Here is a 16020-nt window from a genome sequence, read left to right as displayed (position 1 = left end):
GGGTGACTTCTTGAGTTTGACCCACTAGAATGCATGCCCTTGATTCTGGGGTCGGAAACGGCCAGCTAACGTCTGTGCAACGAGGAATATCCATGCAAGTTTCTGTTGAAAATACTTCTGCTCTTGAGCGCCGCATGAGCATCACCGTGCCGGCCGAGCGCATCGAGACCCAGGTCAACAAGCGTCTGCAGCAGACTGCCCAAAAGGCCAAGATCGCTGGTTTCCGTCCAGGCAAAGTGCCAATGAGCGAAATCAAGCGCCGCTTCGGTGCTGATGCACGTCAGGAAGCTGTAGGTGACGTGATCCAGGCTTCCTTCTACGAAGCCGTTGTCGAGCAAAAGCTGAACCCGGCTGGCTCGCCTTCCATCGAGCCCAAGTCCCTGGAAGCAGGCAAGGATCTGGAATACGTTGCAATCTTCGAAGTGTTCCCTGAGTTCGAAGTTGCCGGTTTCGATTCGATCGCCATCGAGCGCCTGAGCGCTGATGTTGCTGACTCCGACCTGGACAACATGCTGGAAATCCTGCGCAAGCAGAACACCCGTTTTGAAGTGGCCGATCGTGCTGCCCAGAACGAAGACCAGCTGAACATCGATTTCGTTGGCAAGGTTGACGGCGAAGCATTCGCTGGCGGCTCCGCCAAGGGTACTCAGCTGGTGCTGGGTTCCAACCGCATGATTCCTGGTTTCGAAGACGGCCTGGTTGGCGCCAAAGCCGGCGAAGAGCGCGTTCTGAACCTGACTTTCCCGGCTGACTATCAGAACCTGGACCTGGCTGGCAAAACCGCCGAGTTCACCGTGACCGTCAACACCGTTTCCGAGCCCAAGCTGCCAGAACTGAACGAAGAGTTCTTCAACCAGTTCGGCATCAAGGAAACCGGCATCGAAGGTTTCCGCACCGAAGTTCGCAAGAACATGGAGCGTGAACTGCGCCAGGCGATCAAATCCAAGGTCAAGAACCAGGTGATGGACGGTCTGCTGGCTGCCAACCCGATCGAAGTGCCGAAGGCCCTGCTGTCCAACGAAGTTGATCGTCTGCGCGTGCAGGCTGTTCAGCAGTTCGGCGGCAACATCAAGCCTGACCAACTGCCGGCCGAACTGTTCGAAGAACAGGCCAAGCGCCGCGTTGTACTGGGTCTGATCGTGGCTGAAGTGGTCAAGCAATTCGACCTCAAGCCTGACGAAACCCGCGTTCGCGAAATGATCCAGGAAATGGCTTCGGCCTACCAGGAGCCTGAGGCTGTTGTGTCCTGGTACTACAAGAACGACCAGCAGCTGAACGAAGTGCGTTCGGTTGTGCTGGAAGAGCAAGTTGTGGATACTGTTCTGCAGAAGGCTAAGGTGACCGATAAAGCGGTCTCTTACGAAGAAGCAGTCAAGCCGGCTGAAGCAGCACAAGCCGACTGATCGCTCAACTCGTTTGAAAATACACCCATAAGCCAGCCTCGCGCTGGCTTATGCGTATTCAAGACATGACTATTTGGGAGTAACTGCAGAGCATGTTCCGTAATTCGTATATTCAGCAGAACTCTGATATCCAGGCCGCTGGCGGCCTGGTCCCGATGGTTGTCGAGCAATCTGCTCGTGGCGAACGCGCCTATGACATCTACTCGCGCCTGCTCAAGGAGCGAGTGATCTTTCTGGTTGGTCCGGTAGAGGACTACATGGCCAACCTGATTTGTGCGCAGCTGCTGTTCCTTGAAGCGGAAAATCCGGACAAGGACATCCATCTCTACATCAACTCCCCGGGCGGTTCGGTGACAGCGGGCATGTCGATCTACGACACCATGCAGTTCATCAAGCCGAACGTATCGACCACCTGTATCGGTCAGGCGTGCAGCATGGGTGCTTTCCTGCTGACCGCTGGTGCTGAGGGCAAGCGTTACTGCCTGCCGAACTCACGCGTGATGATTCACCAGCCACTGGGCGGTTTCCAGGGCCAGGCATCGGACATCGAAATCCATGCCAAGGAAATCCTCTTCATTCGTGAGCGTCTCAACACGCTGATGGCCAAACATAGCGGGCATACCCTGGAAGAGATCGAGCGCGATACCAACCGTGACAATTTCATGAGCGCCGAAGCGGCTCGTGAATACGGGTTGATCGACGCAGTGATCGAAAAGCGCCCCGCTTAATATAAGCAGCTCAAAATAGGGCTGGTCGGCAGGTCCGACCACCAGTGGACTTGAAAAAGCCCTCAATAGCCTTCATCTTGTGTTGCAAGCCTATCGGATTTGGATCGAACGAATGACTGACACCCGCAACGGCGAGGACAACGGCAAGCTGCTCTATTGCTCCTTCTGTGGCAAAAGCCAGCATGAAGTACGCAAGTTGATTGCCGGCCCCTCGGTCTTTATCTGCGACGAGTGCGTCGACCTGTGCAATGACATCATCCGTGAGGAGGTGCAGGAAGCCCAGGCCGAAAGCAGCGCGCATAAATTGCCTTCGCCTAAAGAAATCAGCGGCATCCTTGATCAGTATGTGATTGGTCAAGAGCGTGCAAAGAAGGTTCTGGCCGTAGCGGTGTACAACCACTACAAGCGTCTGAACCAGCGTGACAAGAAAAGTGACGACGTCGAGCTCGGCAAAAGCAACATCTTGCTGATCGGCCCTACAGGCTCGGGTAAAACCCTGCTTGCAGAGACCCTGGCTCGCCTGCTGAACGTTCCCTTCACCATCGCCGACGCAACCACTCTTACCGAGGCCGGTTACGTAGGTGAAGACGTCGAGAACATCATTCAGAAGCTGCTGCAGAAATGCGACTACGACGTGGAGAAGGCCCAGATGGGCATTGTCTACATCGATGAAATCGACAAGATTTCGCGCAAATCCGACAACCCGTCGATCACCCGGGACGTTTCCGGTGAAGGCGTGCAGCAAGCGCTGTTGAAACTGATCGAAGGCACGGTTGCTTCCGTACCGCCACAAGGCGGCCGCAAGCACCCGCAGCAGGAATTCCTTCAGGTTGATACGCGCAACATCCTGTTCATCTGTGGCGGTGCGTTCTCCGGCCTGGAAAAGGTTATTCAAAACCGTTCCACCCGTGGCGGCATTGGCTTCAGTGCAGAAGTACGCAGCAAGGAAGAAGGCAAGAAAGTCGGTGAATCCCTGCGTGAAGTCGAGCCTGACGATTTGGTCAAGTTCGGTCTGATCCCGGAATTCGTTGGCCGTCTGCCGGTCCTGGCGACGCTGGACGAGCTGGATGAGGCTGCGTTGATGCAGATCCTCACCGAGCCGAAAAACGCCCTGACCAAGCAATACGCCAAGCTGTTCGAGATGGAAGGTGTGGACCTCGAGTTCCGTGCTGACGCGCTCAAATCGGTGGCCAAGCGGGCACTGGAGCGCAAGACCGGCGCCCGTGGTTTGCGCTCGATCCTCGAAGGCGTACTGCTCGACACCATGTACGAAATCCCCTCGCAGTCCGAGGTGAGTAAAGTGGTGATCGACGAAAGCGTTATAGAAGGCAAGTCCAAGCCACTGTATATCTACGAAAACAGTGAGCCGGCTGCCAAGGCTGCGCCAGACGCGTAAGCGTTGCACCGCCGAGCTGTACAAAATAAAGGGGCCTTAATGGGCCCCTTTGTTTTTACTGCGTTTAACTGATGCCATTACGCTTGTTTTTTTTGCAGGCAGCCCCCATCTTGGTTTCAAGCTTACTTTCATCTGTCATAGAGGCGAAATCATGAAGACAACCATCGAATTGCCTCTCCTGCCGTTGCGTGATGTCGTCGTCTATCCGCACATGGTTATCCCGCTGTTCGTGGGGCGCGAGAAGTCTATCGAAGCCCTCGAGGCCGCGATGACGGGCGACAAGCAGATCCTGCTGCTGGCCCAGAGAAATCCTGCTGACGATGATCCGGGCGAAGATGCCCTGTATCGCGTTGGTACCGTTGCAACTGTCCTGCAACTGCTCAAGCTGCCTGATGGCACCGTCAAGGTGCTGGTGGAAGGCGAGCAGCGCGGTGCGGTCGAGCGCTTCATGGAAGTGGACGGCCACCTGCGTGCCGAAGTGGCGCTGATCGACGAAGTCGACGCCCCTGAGCGCGAATCCGAAGTGTTCGTTCGCAGCCTGCTGTCCCAGTTCGAGCAATACGTGCAACTGGGCAAGAAAGTCCCCGCAGAAGTCCTCTCCTCCCTCAACAGCATTGATGAGCCAAGCCGCCTGGTCGACACCATGGCCGCGCACATGGCGCTGAAAATCGAGCAGAAGCAGGACATTCTCGAGATCATCGATTTGTCGGCCCGGGTCGAACACGTCCTGGCGCTGCTGGATGCCGAAATCGACCTGCTGCAGGTTGAGAAGCGCATTCGCGGCCGTGTCAAAAAGCAAATGGAGCGCAGCCAGCGCGAGTACTACCTGAATGAGCAGATGAAGGCCATTCAGAAAGAGCTGGGCGACAGCGAGGAAGGCCACAACGAAATCGAGGAGCTGAAAAAACGCATCGATGCCGCCGGCCTGCCGAAAGACGCGTTGACCAAGGCCACTGCCGAGCTGAACAAGCTCAAGCAAATGTCGCCGATGTCGGCCGAAGCCACCGTGGTTCGTTCGTACATCGACTGGCTGGTGCAGGTGCCGTGGAAGGCCCAGACCAAGGTGCGCCTGGACCTGGCCCGCGCCGAAGATATTCTCGATGCCGATCACTACGGCCTCGAAGAAGTCAAGGAACGCATCCTCGAATACCTCGCCGTGCAAAAGCGCGTGAAGAAGATTCGTGGTCCGGTGTTGTGCCTGGTCGGTCCTCCTGGTGTGGGTAAAACCTCGCTGGCGGAGTCGATTGCCCACGCCACCAACCGCAAATTCGTGCGCATGGCCCTGGGCGGTGTGCGTGATGAAGCGGAAATCCGTGGTCATCGCCGGACTTACATTGGTTCGATGCCAGGAAGATTGATTCAAAAGATGACAAAGGTGGGTGTGCGCAACCCGCTGTTCCTGCTCGATGAAATCGACAAGATGGGCAGCGACATGCGTGGCGACCCGGCGTCTGCTTTGCTGGAAGTGCTCGACCCCGAGCAGAACCACAATTTCAACGACCATTACCTGGAAGTCGACTACGACCTGTCCGACGTAATGTTCCTGTGCACCTCCAACTCGATGAATATTCCGCCAGCCTTGCTGGACCGGATGGAGGTGATTCGTCTGCCGGGTTACACCGAAGACGAGAAGATCAACATCGCCGTCAAATACCTCTCGCCCAAGCAGATTGCGGCCAACGGCCTGAAAAAAGGCGAGATCGAATTTGATGCCGACGCGATCCGCGACATCATTCGTTTCTACACCCGCGAGGCCGGTGTACGGGGCCTTGAGCGTCAACTGGCGAAGATCTGCCGCAAGGCCGTGAAGGAACATGCGCTGGAAAAACGCTTCTCGGTGAAGGTCACCGCTGACCTGCTGGAACACTTCCTGGGCGTGCGCAAATTCCGCTACGGCCTGGCTGAGCAGCAGGACCAGGTAGGCCAGGTCACTGGCCTGGCGTGGACCCAGGTGGGCGGCGAATTGCTGACCATCGAGGCCGCCGTGATCCCGGGCAAAGGGCAACTGATCAAGACCGGTTCCCTGGGTGACGTGATGGTTGAATCCATCACCGCCGCGCAGACCGTGGTGCGCAGCCGCGCCAAGAGCCTGGGGATCCCCCTGGACTTCCACGAGAAGCACGACACCCACATCCACATGCCGGAAGGGGCGACGCCGAAAGACGGTCCTAGCGCAGGCGTAGGCATGTGCACGGCACTGGTATCAGCCCTGACCGGCATTCCGGTGCGCGCCGATGTCGCCATGACCGGGGAAATCACCCTGCGTGGCCAGGTACTGGCCATTGGTGGCCTCAAAGAGAAATTGCTGGCTGCACACCGCGGTGGTATCAAGACTGTGATCATTCCTGAAGAGAATGTTCGCGACTTGAAGGAGATTCCTGACAACATCAAGCAGGATCTGCAGATTAAACCGGTTAAATGGATTGACGAGGTCCTGCAAATTGCGCTGCAATACGCGCCGGAGCCCTTGCCGGATGTGGCTCCGGAGATAGTTGCAAAGGATGAAAAACGCGAGACTGACTCTAAGGAAAGAATTAGCACGCATTAATACGTTTAAGCCTGGGGGCTTCCTTGACAGCTTTTTAGAGCCCTTGTTATAAAGCGGCTCTTAAGTGTCTGTAGGCCATTCAGCACTGGTTTTTGCTTTCACCAAAAAACTTAGAATCATACTCAATAGATATAAGGGGACTTAGAGTGAACAAGTCGGAACTGATTGATGCTATCGCTGCATCTGCTGATATCCCGAAAGCCGCTGCTGGCCGTGCGCTGGACGCAGTAATCGAATCCGTCACTGGCGCTCTCAAGGCCGGCGACTCTGTGGTACTGGTTGGTTTCGGTACTTTCTCTGTGACCGATCGTCCAGCTCGCACTGGCCGTAACCCACAGACTGGCAAGGCTCTGCAAATCGCCGCTGCCAAAAAACCAGGTTTCAAAGCCGGTAAAGCCCTGAAAGAAGCCGTTAACTAAGCTTCGCTCAAGCCTTACCCATCCGGGTCGGACGCAGGTCTGACCTGGCAGCGGAGCGGCAGCTGACCCGAGTATCCATCGGGTCGCCACGCCGGGGGTGTGGGTTCAAACCCCCGTCCGCTCCGCCAGTTACGAGAAGGCGCATCCTCGGATGCGCCTTTCTTCTATCCGGACTCTACCCACGCTCCACGGTTGCCTAATTTTGAAGTTCAACCGTTTCTGGGGGACGCATGCTGCAGAATATCAGGGACAATTCACAAGGCTGGATTGCCAAGACCATTATCGGGATCATCGTCGCATTGATGGCGTTCACCGGTATCGAGGCTATTTTTCAGGCTTCGACCAACAACAAGCAGGACGTGGCCAAGGTCAACGGTGAAGAAATCACCCAAAGCGAACTGGGCCAGGCCGTCGACATGCAACGTCGCCAGCTGATGCAACAGCTGGGCAAGGACTTCGATGCTTCCTTGCTGGACGAAAAGCTGCTGCGCGACGCCGCACTCAAGGGCCTGATCGATCGCAAGCTGCTGCTGCAAGGCGCGGCCGATTCGAAATTCGCTTTCTCCGAAGCTGCGCTGGATCAAGTGATCCTGCAGACGCCGGAATTCCAGGTGGATGGCCAGTTCAACGCTGAGCGTTTCGACCAGGTGATCCGTCAGCTGGGCTACAGCCGTATGCAATTCCGTCAGATGCTGAGCCAGGAAATGCTGATCGGCCAGGTGCGTGCAGGCATTGCCGGCAGCGGTTTTGTGACTGATGCCGAAGTGCTCGCGTTCGCCCGTCTGGAAAAACAGACCCGCGATTTCGCCACCGTCAGCGTCAAGGCCGACCCTGCAGCAGTGAAGATCACTGACGACCAGGTCAAGGCTTACTACGACCAGCACGCCAAGGAGTTCATGACCCCGGACCAGGTGGTCATCGACTATCTGGAGCTGAAGAAGGCTTCCTTCTTCGACCAGGTCGCGGTCAAGGACGATGAGCTGCAAGCCCTCTATCAGAAAGAAACCGCCAACCTCGCTGAACAGCGTCGCGCGGCGCACATCCTGATTGAAGTCAACGACAAGACCACTGACGAGCAGGCCAAGGCCAAGATCGAAGAAATCCAGGCGCGCCTGGCCAAGGGCGAGAAGTTCGAAGCCCTGGCCAAGGAGTTCTCCCAGGATCCGGGTTCTGCGAACAACGGCGGTGACCTCGGTTTCGCTGGCCCTGGCGTCTACGACCCTGCCTTCGAAACAGCGCTGTATGCACTGAACAAGGACCAGGTTTCGGCACCGGTGCGTTCCAGCTTCGGCTGGCACCTGATCAAGCTGTTGGGCGTTGAAGCACCTGAAGTGCCATCGTTCGCCAGCCTGAAAGACAAGCTGACCCGCGAGCTCAAGACCCAACAGGTTGAACAGCGTTTCGTCGATGCGACCAAGCAACTGGAAGACGCTGCATTCGAAGCTTCCGACCTGGCCCAGCCGGCGTCGGACCTGAAGCTGACCGTGCACACTTCCGCGCCGTTTGGCCGTGAAGGTGGCGAAGGCATCGCTGCCAACCGTGCCGTAGTGACCGCTGCATTCAGCCCTGAAGTACTGGATGAAGGTGCCAACAGCACCGCCATCGAGCTGGATCCGGAAACCATCGTGGTGCTGCGTGCCAAAGAGCACCTGAAGCCTACCCAGCTGCCGCTGGAAAGCGTTGCCACTGCCATCCGTGCCCAGTTGACCAAGGAGCGCGCGAGCGCTGCGGCGAAGATTCACGCGGACGAGCTGATTGCCAACCTGCGTGATGGCAAGACACCGCTGAACCAGCCGGTGGATGGCCAGGCCTGGAAAGTCACCGAAGCGGCCACCCGTGGCCAGGAAGGCGTCGAGCCGGCCGTGCTGCAAGCCCTGTTCCGCATGCCAAAGCCTGGCGGCCAAGGACAAGCCGACCTTCACCAGCGTGACCCTGCCAGACGGTAGCCTGGTGATCGTGCGCTTGAACGCGGTCAATGAAGCCGCTGCACCGACCGATGACGAGAAGGCTCAGTACCGCCGCTTCCTCGCGTCCCGTGTCGGCCAGCAAGACTTCGCCGCCTATCGCAAGCAGTTGGAAACCAAGGCTGAGATCAAGAAGTTCTGATCTCGTAACAGCCTGAATAAAAAGACCCCGGCCTGAAGAGGCCGGGGTCTTTTTTTATCCACTAATCAGCTGACTCAACCAGTCTTGATTCAACGCGCAAACTTGAGCTTGCCCCAACTCAGGCCAATCACAGCCGCCAGGGTCGAAGCGCTCAGCACACTCAGCTTGGCAGCCGACAGCAGCGTCGGATCGGAGAAGGCCAGCGACGAGATGAAGATCGACATGGTGAAACCAATTCCCGCCAGCAGGCCCACCAGGGCGACGCCGTTCCAGGTCACGCCCTCCGGCAGTTGGCAGATGTTCAGTTTGACCAGCACCACGCTCGCCAGCATCACACCGAGCGGCTTGCCGAGCACCAGGGCCAGGATGACCCCCATGAACACGCCGTGGGGCAGTGGATCGTCCAGGTTGAACCCTTGCAGGCTCACTCCGGCGTTGGCCAGGGCAAACAGTGGCATGACGCCAAAGGCCACCCAGGGGTGCAAGCCCGCTTGAATACGTTGCACCGGCGGCAGCATTTCCCGCTGGGCCTGTCTCAATTGCTTCAACGGTTTGGCGACTTGATGGGCACTTTCAGCCGATTGTGAAAGCCGCTCCATCAGCTCGTTGAACGTGCGCCCGATGGTGTCCAGAGGGCGTTCCCGAGTCGGTCTGGAAGTCACGGGCGTTATCAGGCCAAGCATTACGCCCGCGAGCGTCGGATGGACGCCGGTCTTGAGCAGGCCAAACCAGACAATCGCCCCTGGCAACAGGTACACCACCGCCTTGCCAATTCCCATCCGCTGAAAAACCAGCACCAGCGCCAGCCCGCAGGCCGCGATCACCAGGCCCATGTAGTCCAGGCTGGCGGTATAGAAAATCGCGATGATCAGGATGGCGACGATGTCATCAATGATCGCCAAAGCCAGCAACAGGATGCGCACGCCAGCCGGAATCGATTTGCCCAGCAGCGCCAGCACACCCACGGCAAATGCGATGTCGGTGGCTGTGGGCACCGCCCAGCCACTGGCCGCTACGGTGCCATGGTTGAGCAGGGTGTAAATCAGCGCCGGCATCAGCACGCCACCCAGTGCCGCGCCGAGGGGCAGGGTGGCCAGTTTCAGGTTGGCGAGTGCGCCGTCCCTGATCTCCTGGCGAATCTCGGCGCCCACCACCAGGAAGAAGATGGTCATCAGCCCATCGTTCACCAGGAAGTGCAACGAGCGCGAGACCGTGAAGTCTCCCAGTCCGATAGTGAGTGGGGTGTTCCAGAAGTGTTCGTAGGAATCTGCGACGGGGCTGTTGGCCCAGACCAGCGCGACGATCGCTGCCAGCAGCAACACGATACCGCTGACTGCTTCGATCCTTGAAAACCGCTCCAATGCGGACAGGGCGCCTTCGACCAGAACCTGGGGGCGCGGAATAGCAGGGTGTTTATCAGGCACGACAAGTCTCCATTGGCGGCCCGACCAATGCTTATCCTTTAACCTGCGCTGTGCCGTATGCAGCAGCGCACCCGGTGCGATCATAAGAGTTAAGAAACATCACGTCACGTTTCGTTTAAACATCGGTTAAACGCAGCGTCGCGATCAGTGCCAGTACGACCAACGCGGCGACCGCCCATGGAAACGATGTCACTCCCCACCCTTGCAACAACATGCCGCCGAGTAGTCCGCCACCGGCGATGCCCAGGTTCCACACCGTCACCAGCATCGACTGTGCGGCATCGGCTGAATCCCCGGCCGACTTGGCCAGCGCCGTTTGCAGCAATGCCGGCAAACCGCCAAACGCCAGCCCCCATAAGGCCACCGTGGTGTAGATCACCGTCGCCGAGGTGATCCAGAACGCCAGCGCCAGGGCCGACAGCGCGAACATTGCGCAGCTGATCACCAATAACGCGCGCAGCCGCTGATCAATCAGCGCGCCGACGATCCAGATACCCAGCAGCGCCGCCAGGCCAAACACCAGCAGCACCTGGTCGATGTCCGCTGCAATCCCGGCAGGTACCAGGAACGGCGCGATATAGGTGTAGAGAATGTTATGAGCCAGCACGTAGGTGAAAGTCACCAACAGCACCGGACGAATCCCTGGCAGTGCCAGCACCTGGCGCAGCCCCAGGCGTTTTTCCGCCTGTTGCCCGGCAAAGTCCGGGACCTGCCAGCGCACCCAGGCCAGCAGCACAACCGTCAGGCCGGACATGATCGCGAAGCTCAGGCGCCAGCCAACCGTTGTGCCCAGGAATGTCCCGGCCGGTACACCCAGTGACAGCGCCAATGGCGCGCCGAGCATGGCCACGGCAATGGCCCTGCCTTGCAGGTGCGGCGCAACCATGCGGCTGGCATAACCGGCCAGCAGCGCCCAGAGCAATCCCGCGAACACCCCGGCGAAGAACCTGGCCACCAGGGTCAGCAGGTAATCGCTGGAAAACGCCGTCACACTGTTGACCAAGGCAAACCCGCCGATGGCAATCATCAGCAATGGCCGCCGGCGCCAGCCCCGGGTGGCGATGGTCAGGGGAATCGCGGCCAACAGCGAGCCCAGGGCGTACAGGGTCACCAACTGGCCCACCAACGCTTCGGACACCCCGAGGCCGGCGCCCATTTGCGGGAGCAAACCCGCCGGCATGGCTTCGGTGAGGATAGTGATGAAACCGGCGGTAGCCAATGCCAACAGACCGCCCAGAGGCAGTCGTTCACGGCTCACCGCGCGGGTCGTGGAAGATAGGGCGCTGTCACTCATGTTTTCTGGGCTCCGGTTTTCAGACGAAAGGGCAGGGAGCCAGAGTAGGGTGCTGCACGGTGGAGAAAAACAGGCTAAGGTTCCGAACTTATCGGACGCCAATGTCCGCAATCCTCGGGAGCGAGACGATGGACAGCCTGGGCAGTATTTCAGTGTTTGTGCAGGTGGCCGAAACCCGCAGCTTTACCGAGGCCGGGCGCATGCTGGGGGTGTCGTCCTCGGCGATTGGCAAAAGCATCGCGCGCATCGAAGAGCGCCTGGGGGTGCGGCTGTTCCATCGCAGCACCCGCAGTATCACGTTGACCAGCGAGGGCGCACTGTTTCTCGAACGCTCCCGGCGCATCCTGGCGGAAGTCGAAGCCGCAGAACAGGAACTGAGCCAGGCATCCGCCACCCCCAGAGGCAAGTTGCGCGTCAGCCTGCCGCAAGTGCGCGGCTTGTTGATGCCGGTACTGACGGATTTCATGCGCGCCTATCCCGAGATCGAGCTGGACGTGGACTTCTCCGACCGCATGGTGGATGTGATCGAGGAGGGTTTCGACGCGGTGATCCGCACCGGCAAACCCGAGGACTCACGCTTGATGGCGCGCCACCTCGGGTATTACCGCCTGGTGCTGGTGGCGTCCCCGGAGTACCTGCGCCTGCACGGTACGCCGCGCCAGCCCCGGGATTTGAGCGACCACGCCTGCCTGCGCCACAAATTCTGCGCCACCGGCAAACTGGAAACCTGGCCACTGCGCCCGGAGCCGGGCCTGCCGGAGCCGACCCTGCGTGCGCCGCTGGTCTCCACCACCATCGAATCACTGATGCACGTGGCCCATGAAGGCCTGGGGATTGCCTGCCTGCCAGACTTCATGGTCCGCGAATCGGTGGAGCAGGGCCGGCTGCAACGGGTGCTGGACTATTACCTGGAGCACAGCGGCAGCTTCTGGATGCTCTGGCCATCAAGTCGCCATGCCTCGGCGAAATTGCGCGTGTTTATCGACCATATGGGCGAGCGGCTTTTTCCTGCGGACACCGTCCCGTAAGGCTGTGACGTTTTACCGACAGGAATTCGCGCGCCGAGGCCACGTTCTGTTGCACAATACCGCCCTGACTGTTTTCCTCAGGATTTTCGATGTCGACATCATTTCACTTGCGTAGCCTCGGGTTGGCGCTGGTGCTGGCGGGCGCTGCGGGCTGCTCGTCACCCAAGACCGCTATTTATGAACATGAGAACTTCGACGACTCCGGCACGTTTTCCCGTGATTACCCGGTCAGTGACACGGCGGCCTGCGAAGCGGCGCGGCGTGCGCTGTTGAGCCAGGGTTACATCATCACCAGCAGCGATCCAAAGCTGGTGGCGGGTAACAAGAGCTTCCAGCAGACCGGCGAAACTCACCTGCAGATCAGCTTCAACGTGGTGTGTGCCGACGATGGCAGCGGCAATCATCACTCGACGATGTTCGCCAACGCCTTGCAGGATCGCTACGCCTTGAAGAAGGTCAACAACTCCGCCAGCCTCGGTGTGGGTGTGTTGGGTTCGGTGTCGATGCCGATTGGCTCCACCGACGACTCCATGGTCAAGGTGGCCAGCGAGACGGTGTCTGCGCCGAAGTTTTATGAGCGTTATTTCGCCCTGGTGGACGTTTTCCTGCCCCAGGAAGTGAAAAAGGCAGCGCATATTCCAGAGAAGCCCAAGGCTGACCTGGGCATCCCGGAACCTAAGGCAGCTCCGGCGGCCGATAAGGCCGATAAGGCCGATAAGGTTGAAGCGCCGAAAGAAGTGCCAAAAGAAACGCCGGCCACACCGGCAGCCCCAGTGACGCCGGCGGTAGAGCCAGCGGCATCGGAGCCGGTGGTACCACCGGCGGAACCCGCGCCGATTGCACCAAAGGAAGCCCCGGCACCTGCGCCAGAGGCCACCACTCCTGCGCTGCCGGCGCCGACCGAAGCGATTCCGCCTCTGCCGACGCCTGCGCAGTAACTACACCGCTACGGGGTTGGCCTTGTCGACGTTGATCCCGTAGCGGCTGATCGCCTCCGCCACCCTGGCGCGGCTGATCAGGCCGTCATCCGCCAGCGCCTTCAAGGCCGCCAGGGCAATGAAATACCGGTCCACCTCGAAGAACTCGCGCAAGGTTTCGCGGGTATCCGATTGCCCGAAGCCATCGGTGCCCAGCGCCACAAAGCGCCGGCCCGGTACAAACGGGCGAATCTGATCGGCAAAGATTTTCATGTAGTCGGTGGCGACCACCACGGGCCCAGGCTGGCCCTCAAGGCACTGCTCGACATAGCTGGTACGCGGTTCGCTTTCAGGATGCAGCAGGTTCCAGCGCTCCACGGCATGACCTTCCCGGCGCAGCTCGGTCAGGCTGGTGACACTCCACACATCGCTGGCCAGGGCAAAATCATCGCGCAGCAGGTCCGCGGCGGCGATGACTTCCCGCAGGATCGAACCGCTGCCCATCAGTTGTACCCGTGGTTGCGTGGTGTCTTCAGCCGCCTTCAACCGATACATACCCTTGAGAATCCCGTCCTCGACGCCTTCGGGCATCGCCGGGTGCGGGTAGTTTTCGTTGAGCAGGGTGATGTAGTAGTAGATGTCCTCTTGCTCGACGTACATCCGGCGCATGCCTTCGCGAATGATCACCGCCAGCTCGAAGGCAAACGTCGGATCGTAGGAAATGCAGCACGGGATCACCGACGACAGCACATGGCTGTGGCCATCGTCATGCTGCAGGCCTTCGCCCATCAGCGTGGTGCGCCCGGCCGTCGCCCCCAGCAGAAAGCCCCGCGCCCGTGCATCACCTGCGGCCCAGGCCAGGTCGCCGACCCGCTGGAAGCCGAACATCGAATAGAAAATGTAGAACGGTACGGTCATCAAGCCGTGGTTGGTGTAGGACGTACTTGCTGCGATCCACGAGGAAATGGCGCCGGATTCATTCAGGCCTTCCTGCATGATCTGTCCGTCCTTGCTCTCCTTGTAGTAGGACAGCTGGCCGGCATCTTGTGGGGTGTAGAGCTGGCCGACGGCGGAGTGAATGCCGATCTGGCGGAACAGGCTTTCCATGCCAAAGGTGCGGGACTCGTCCGGCACGATGGGCACGATCAGTTTGCCCAGGTTCGGGTCCTTGAGCAGGGTGCCGAGGATGCGCACAAAGGCCATGGTGGTGGAGATCGCGCGTTCGCCGGTGTCCTTGAGCTGGGTGGCGAAGGCATCCAGTTCCGGGATCTTCAGCGACTCGACCGCGCTATGGCGAGCCGGCACGTAGCCACCCAGTGACTGGCGGCGGGCGGCGAAATAGCGGGCCTCTTCGCTGTTGGCGGCCGGTTTGAGATACGGGATTTCAGCCAGTTGGTCGTCGGCCACTTCCAGCCCGAAGCGATCGCGGAAGGCTTTGACGGCTTCAGCGCCCATCTTTTTCAACTGGTGGTTGATGTTCTGGCCTTCGCCGGCCTCGCCCATGCCGAAGCCCTTGACGGTTTTCGCCAGGATCACCGTCGGCTGGCCGCTGTGACGCACGGCGGCGGCATAGGCGTTGTAGACCTTGTCCGGGTCATGGCCGCCCCGTGAGAGTTTCCAGATATCGTCGTCGGACATGTCTGCCACCAGCGCCAGCAACTCCGGGTATTTGCCGAAGAAGTGTTCCCGCACGTAGGCGCCGTTTTGTGATTTGTAGTTTTGATAGTCGCCGTCCACGCACTCCATCATGCGCTGGCGCAGCAAGCCGCTTTTATCCTTTTCCAGCAGCGCATCCCAGCCGCCGCCCCAGATCACCTTGATCACGTTCCAGCCGGCGGCGCGGTACAGGCTTTCGAACTCCTGGATCACCTTGGCATTGCCGCGCACCGGCCCATCCAGGCGTTGCAGGTTGCAGTTGACCACGAAGATCAGGTTGTCGAGCTTCTCGCGCCCGGCCAGGGAAATGGCTGCCAGGGATTCCGGCTGATCCATCTCGCCATCACCGAGGAACGCCCACACCTTGCGGCCCTGGTGCTGCTTGAGGTCGCGGAACTCCAGGTAGCGCATGAAGCGCGCCTGATACGCGGCGGTAATCGGTCCGAGGCCCATGGAAACCGTAGGAAACTGCCAGAAGTCCGGCATCAGGCGAGGGTGCGGATAGGATGACAAACCGTCGCCACCGGCTTCCCGGCGGAAGTTGTCCAGCTGGGCTTCGCTGATCCGGCCTTCGAGGTACGCCCGCCCGTAAATGCCCGGCGCGGAGTGGCCCTGGATGTACACCAGGTCGCCATCGAAGCTTTCAGTTCGGCCACGGAAGAAATGGTCGAAGCCTACGTCATACAGCACCGCAGCCGACGCATAGGTTGCGATATGCCCGCCCACGCCGGAATGTTTGCCCGCGCGCAGCACCATGGCCATGGCGTTCCAGCGGATAAACGCATTCAGCCGGCGCTCGGTGGCCAGGTTGCCGGGGTAGGGCAACTGGCGGTCTACCGGGATGGTGTTGACGTACGGGGTGGTCACCCGCCCGTAGAAGTCGCCATGCCGCGCCACGTCGAAATCCAGCAACTGATCAATCAGGTAATGCGCGCGCGGGCGGCCTTCGGTGGACAGCACCGATTCGATGGACTCCAGCCATTCGCGGGTTTCCTGTGGATCGTCGTCGAGGCGTACTGCAGTGTTCGGGGTCATGTCAGGCTCCAGGGTGGACGGGTTTCAGCGTGTGGGCTCCTTGTGGGAGCTTTGCGAATGTAGTTG

At 59.5% G+C, this 16020-nt stretch carries 10 protein-coding genes and 1 pseudogene; 8 read left to right on the top strand and 3 right to left on the bottom strand.

Going from position 1 to position 16020, the window contains the following annotated elements:
• The first annotated feature begins 92 nt into the window (after positions 1 to 92).
• From tig to QF039_RS18030, 6 genes and pseudogenes are all read left to right on the top strand, one after another.
• Positions 93 to 1403, top strand: coding sequence for a trigger factor (gene tig / locus QF039_RS18055; protein WP_003207855.1), 1311 nt, complete (start codon positions 93 to 95; stop codon positions 1401 to 1403).
• Positions 1404 to 1495: 92 nt separating this feature from the next.
• A complete protein-coding gene (gene clpP / locus QF039_RS18050; RefSeq protein ID WP_003174822.1) occupies positions 1496 to 2131 on the top strand; it encodes an ATP-dependent Clp endopeptidase proteolytic subunit ClpP in 636 nt (211 codons plus the stop codon).
• A 112-nt stretch (positions 2132 to 2243) separates the two neighbouring features.
• Entirely contained in the window at positions 2244 to 3527 is a 1284-nt protein-coding gene (clpX, locus tag QF039_RS18045) for an ATP-dependent Clp protease ATP-binding subunit ClpX (RefSeq protein ID WP_003207856.1), read from the top strand.
• A 151-nt stretch (positions 3528 to 3678) separates the two neighbouring features.
• Positions 3679 to 6075, top strand: a complete 2397-nt coding sequence (gene lon / locus QF039_RS18040) for an endopeptidase La (protein ID WP_003207858.1) — start codon at positions 3679 to 3681, stop codon at positions 6073 to 6075.
• A gap of 146 nt (positions 6076 to 6221) precedes the next feature.
• Positions 6222 to 6494 (top strand): HU family DNA-binding protein, encoded by a 273-nt coding sequence (locus QF039_RS18035; RefSeq protein WP_003174819.1) that lies wholly within the window; start codon positions 6222 to 6224, stop codon positions 6492 to 6494.
• 230 nt (positions 6495 to 6724) lie between these two features.
• Positions 6725 to 8600: pseudogene (locus tag QF039_RS18030) on the top strand (SurA N-terminal domain-containing protein).
• Positions 8601 to 8689: 89 nt separating this feature from the next.
• On the opposite strand, the gene nhaA reads toward QF039_RS18030, so the two are convergent.
• Positions 8690 to 10024 (bottom strand): Na+/H+ antiporter NhaA, encoded by a 1335-nt coding sequence (gene nhaA, locus QF039_RS18025; RefSeq protein ID WP_087693206.1) that lies wholly within the window; start codon positions 10022 to 10024, stop codon positions 8690 to 8692.
• 115 nt (positions 10025 to 10139) lie between these two features.
• The gene (locus tag QF039_RS18020; RefSeq protein WP_307519853.1) at positions 10140 to 11318 is read right to left on the bottom strand and encodes an MFS transporter; all 1179 of its coding nucleotides are present in this window, start codon (positions 11316 to 11318) and stop codon (positions 10140 to 10142) included.
• 128 nt (positions 11319 to 11446) lie between these two features.
• Here QF039_RS18020 and QF039_RS18015 point away from each other — a divergent pair, with 128 nt between their 5' ends.
• Positions 11447 to 12346, top strand: a complete 900-nt coding sequence (locus QF039_RS18015) for a LysR family transcriptional regulator (RefSeq protein ID WP_003207864.1) — start codon at positions 11447 to 11449, stop codon at positions 12344 to 12346.
• 89 nt (positions 12347 to 12435) lie between these two features.
• On the top strand, positions 12436 to 13284 hold the full coding sequence (locus QF039_RS18010) for a DUF2242 domain-containing protein (RefSeq protein ID WP_177045927.1): 849 nt from the start codon (positions 12436 to 12438) through the stop codon (positions 13282 to 13284).
• Here QF039_RS18010 and aceE read toward each other — a convergent pair whose 3' ends face one another.
• Positions 13285 to 15954, bottom strand: a complete 2670-nt coding sequence (gene aceE / locus QF039_RS18005; RefSeq protein WP_307519849.1) for a pyruvate dehydrogenase (acetyl-transferring), homodimeric type — start codon at positions 15952 to 15954, stop codon at positions 13285 to 13287.
• Between the last annotated feature and the right edge of the window lie 66 nt (positions 15955 to 16020).

The sequence above is a fragment of the Pseudomonas sp. W2I6 genome, assembly GCF_030815935.1.
Lineage (GTDB): Bacteria > Pseudomonadota > Gammaproteobacteria > Pseudomonadales > Pseudomonadaceae > Aquipseudomonas.
This window is presented reverse-complemented; position numbering and strand designations above follow the sequence as displayed.

What these genes read in the sequence shown, in the direction of transcription:
- aceE (WP_307519849.1), bottom strand. Translation starts at nt 15,954, where the DNA reads ATGACCCCGAACACTGCAGTACGCCTCGACGACGATCCACAGGAAACC.
- QF039_RS18015 (WP_003207864.1), top strand. Translation starts at nt 11,447, where the DNA reads ATGGACAGCCTGGGCAGTATTTCAGTGTTTGTGCAGGTGGCCGAAACC.
- clpP (WP_003174822.1), top strand. Translation starts at nt 1,496, where the DNA reads ATGTTCCGTAATTCGTATATTCAGCAGAACTCTGATATCCAGGCCGCT.
- QF039_RS18020 (WP_307519853.1), bottom strand. Translation starts at nt 11,318, where the DNA reads ATGAGTGACAGCGCCCTATCTTCCACGACCCGCGCGGTGAGCCGTGAA.
- lon (WP_003207858.1), top strand. Translation starts at nt 3,679, where the DNA reads ATGAAGACAACCATCGAATTGCCTCTCCTGCCGTTGCGTGATGTCGTC.
- tig (WP_003207855.1), top strand. Translation starts at nt 93, where the DNA reads ATGCAAGTTTCTGTTGAAAATACTTCTGCTCTTGAGCGCCGCATGAGC.
- clpX (WP_003207856.1), top strand. Translation starts at nt 2,244, where the DNA reads ATGACTGACACCCGCAACGGCGAGGACAACGGCAAGCTGCTCTATTGC.
- QF039_RS18010 (WP_177045927.1), top strand. Translation starts at nt 12,436, where the DNA reads ATGTCGACATCATTTCACTTGCGTAGCCTCGGGTTGGCGCTGGTGCTG.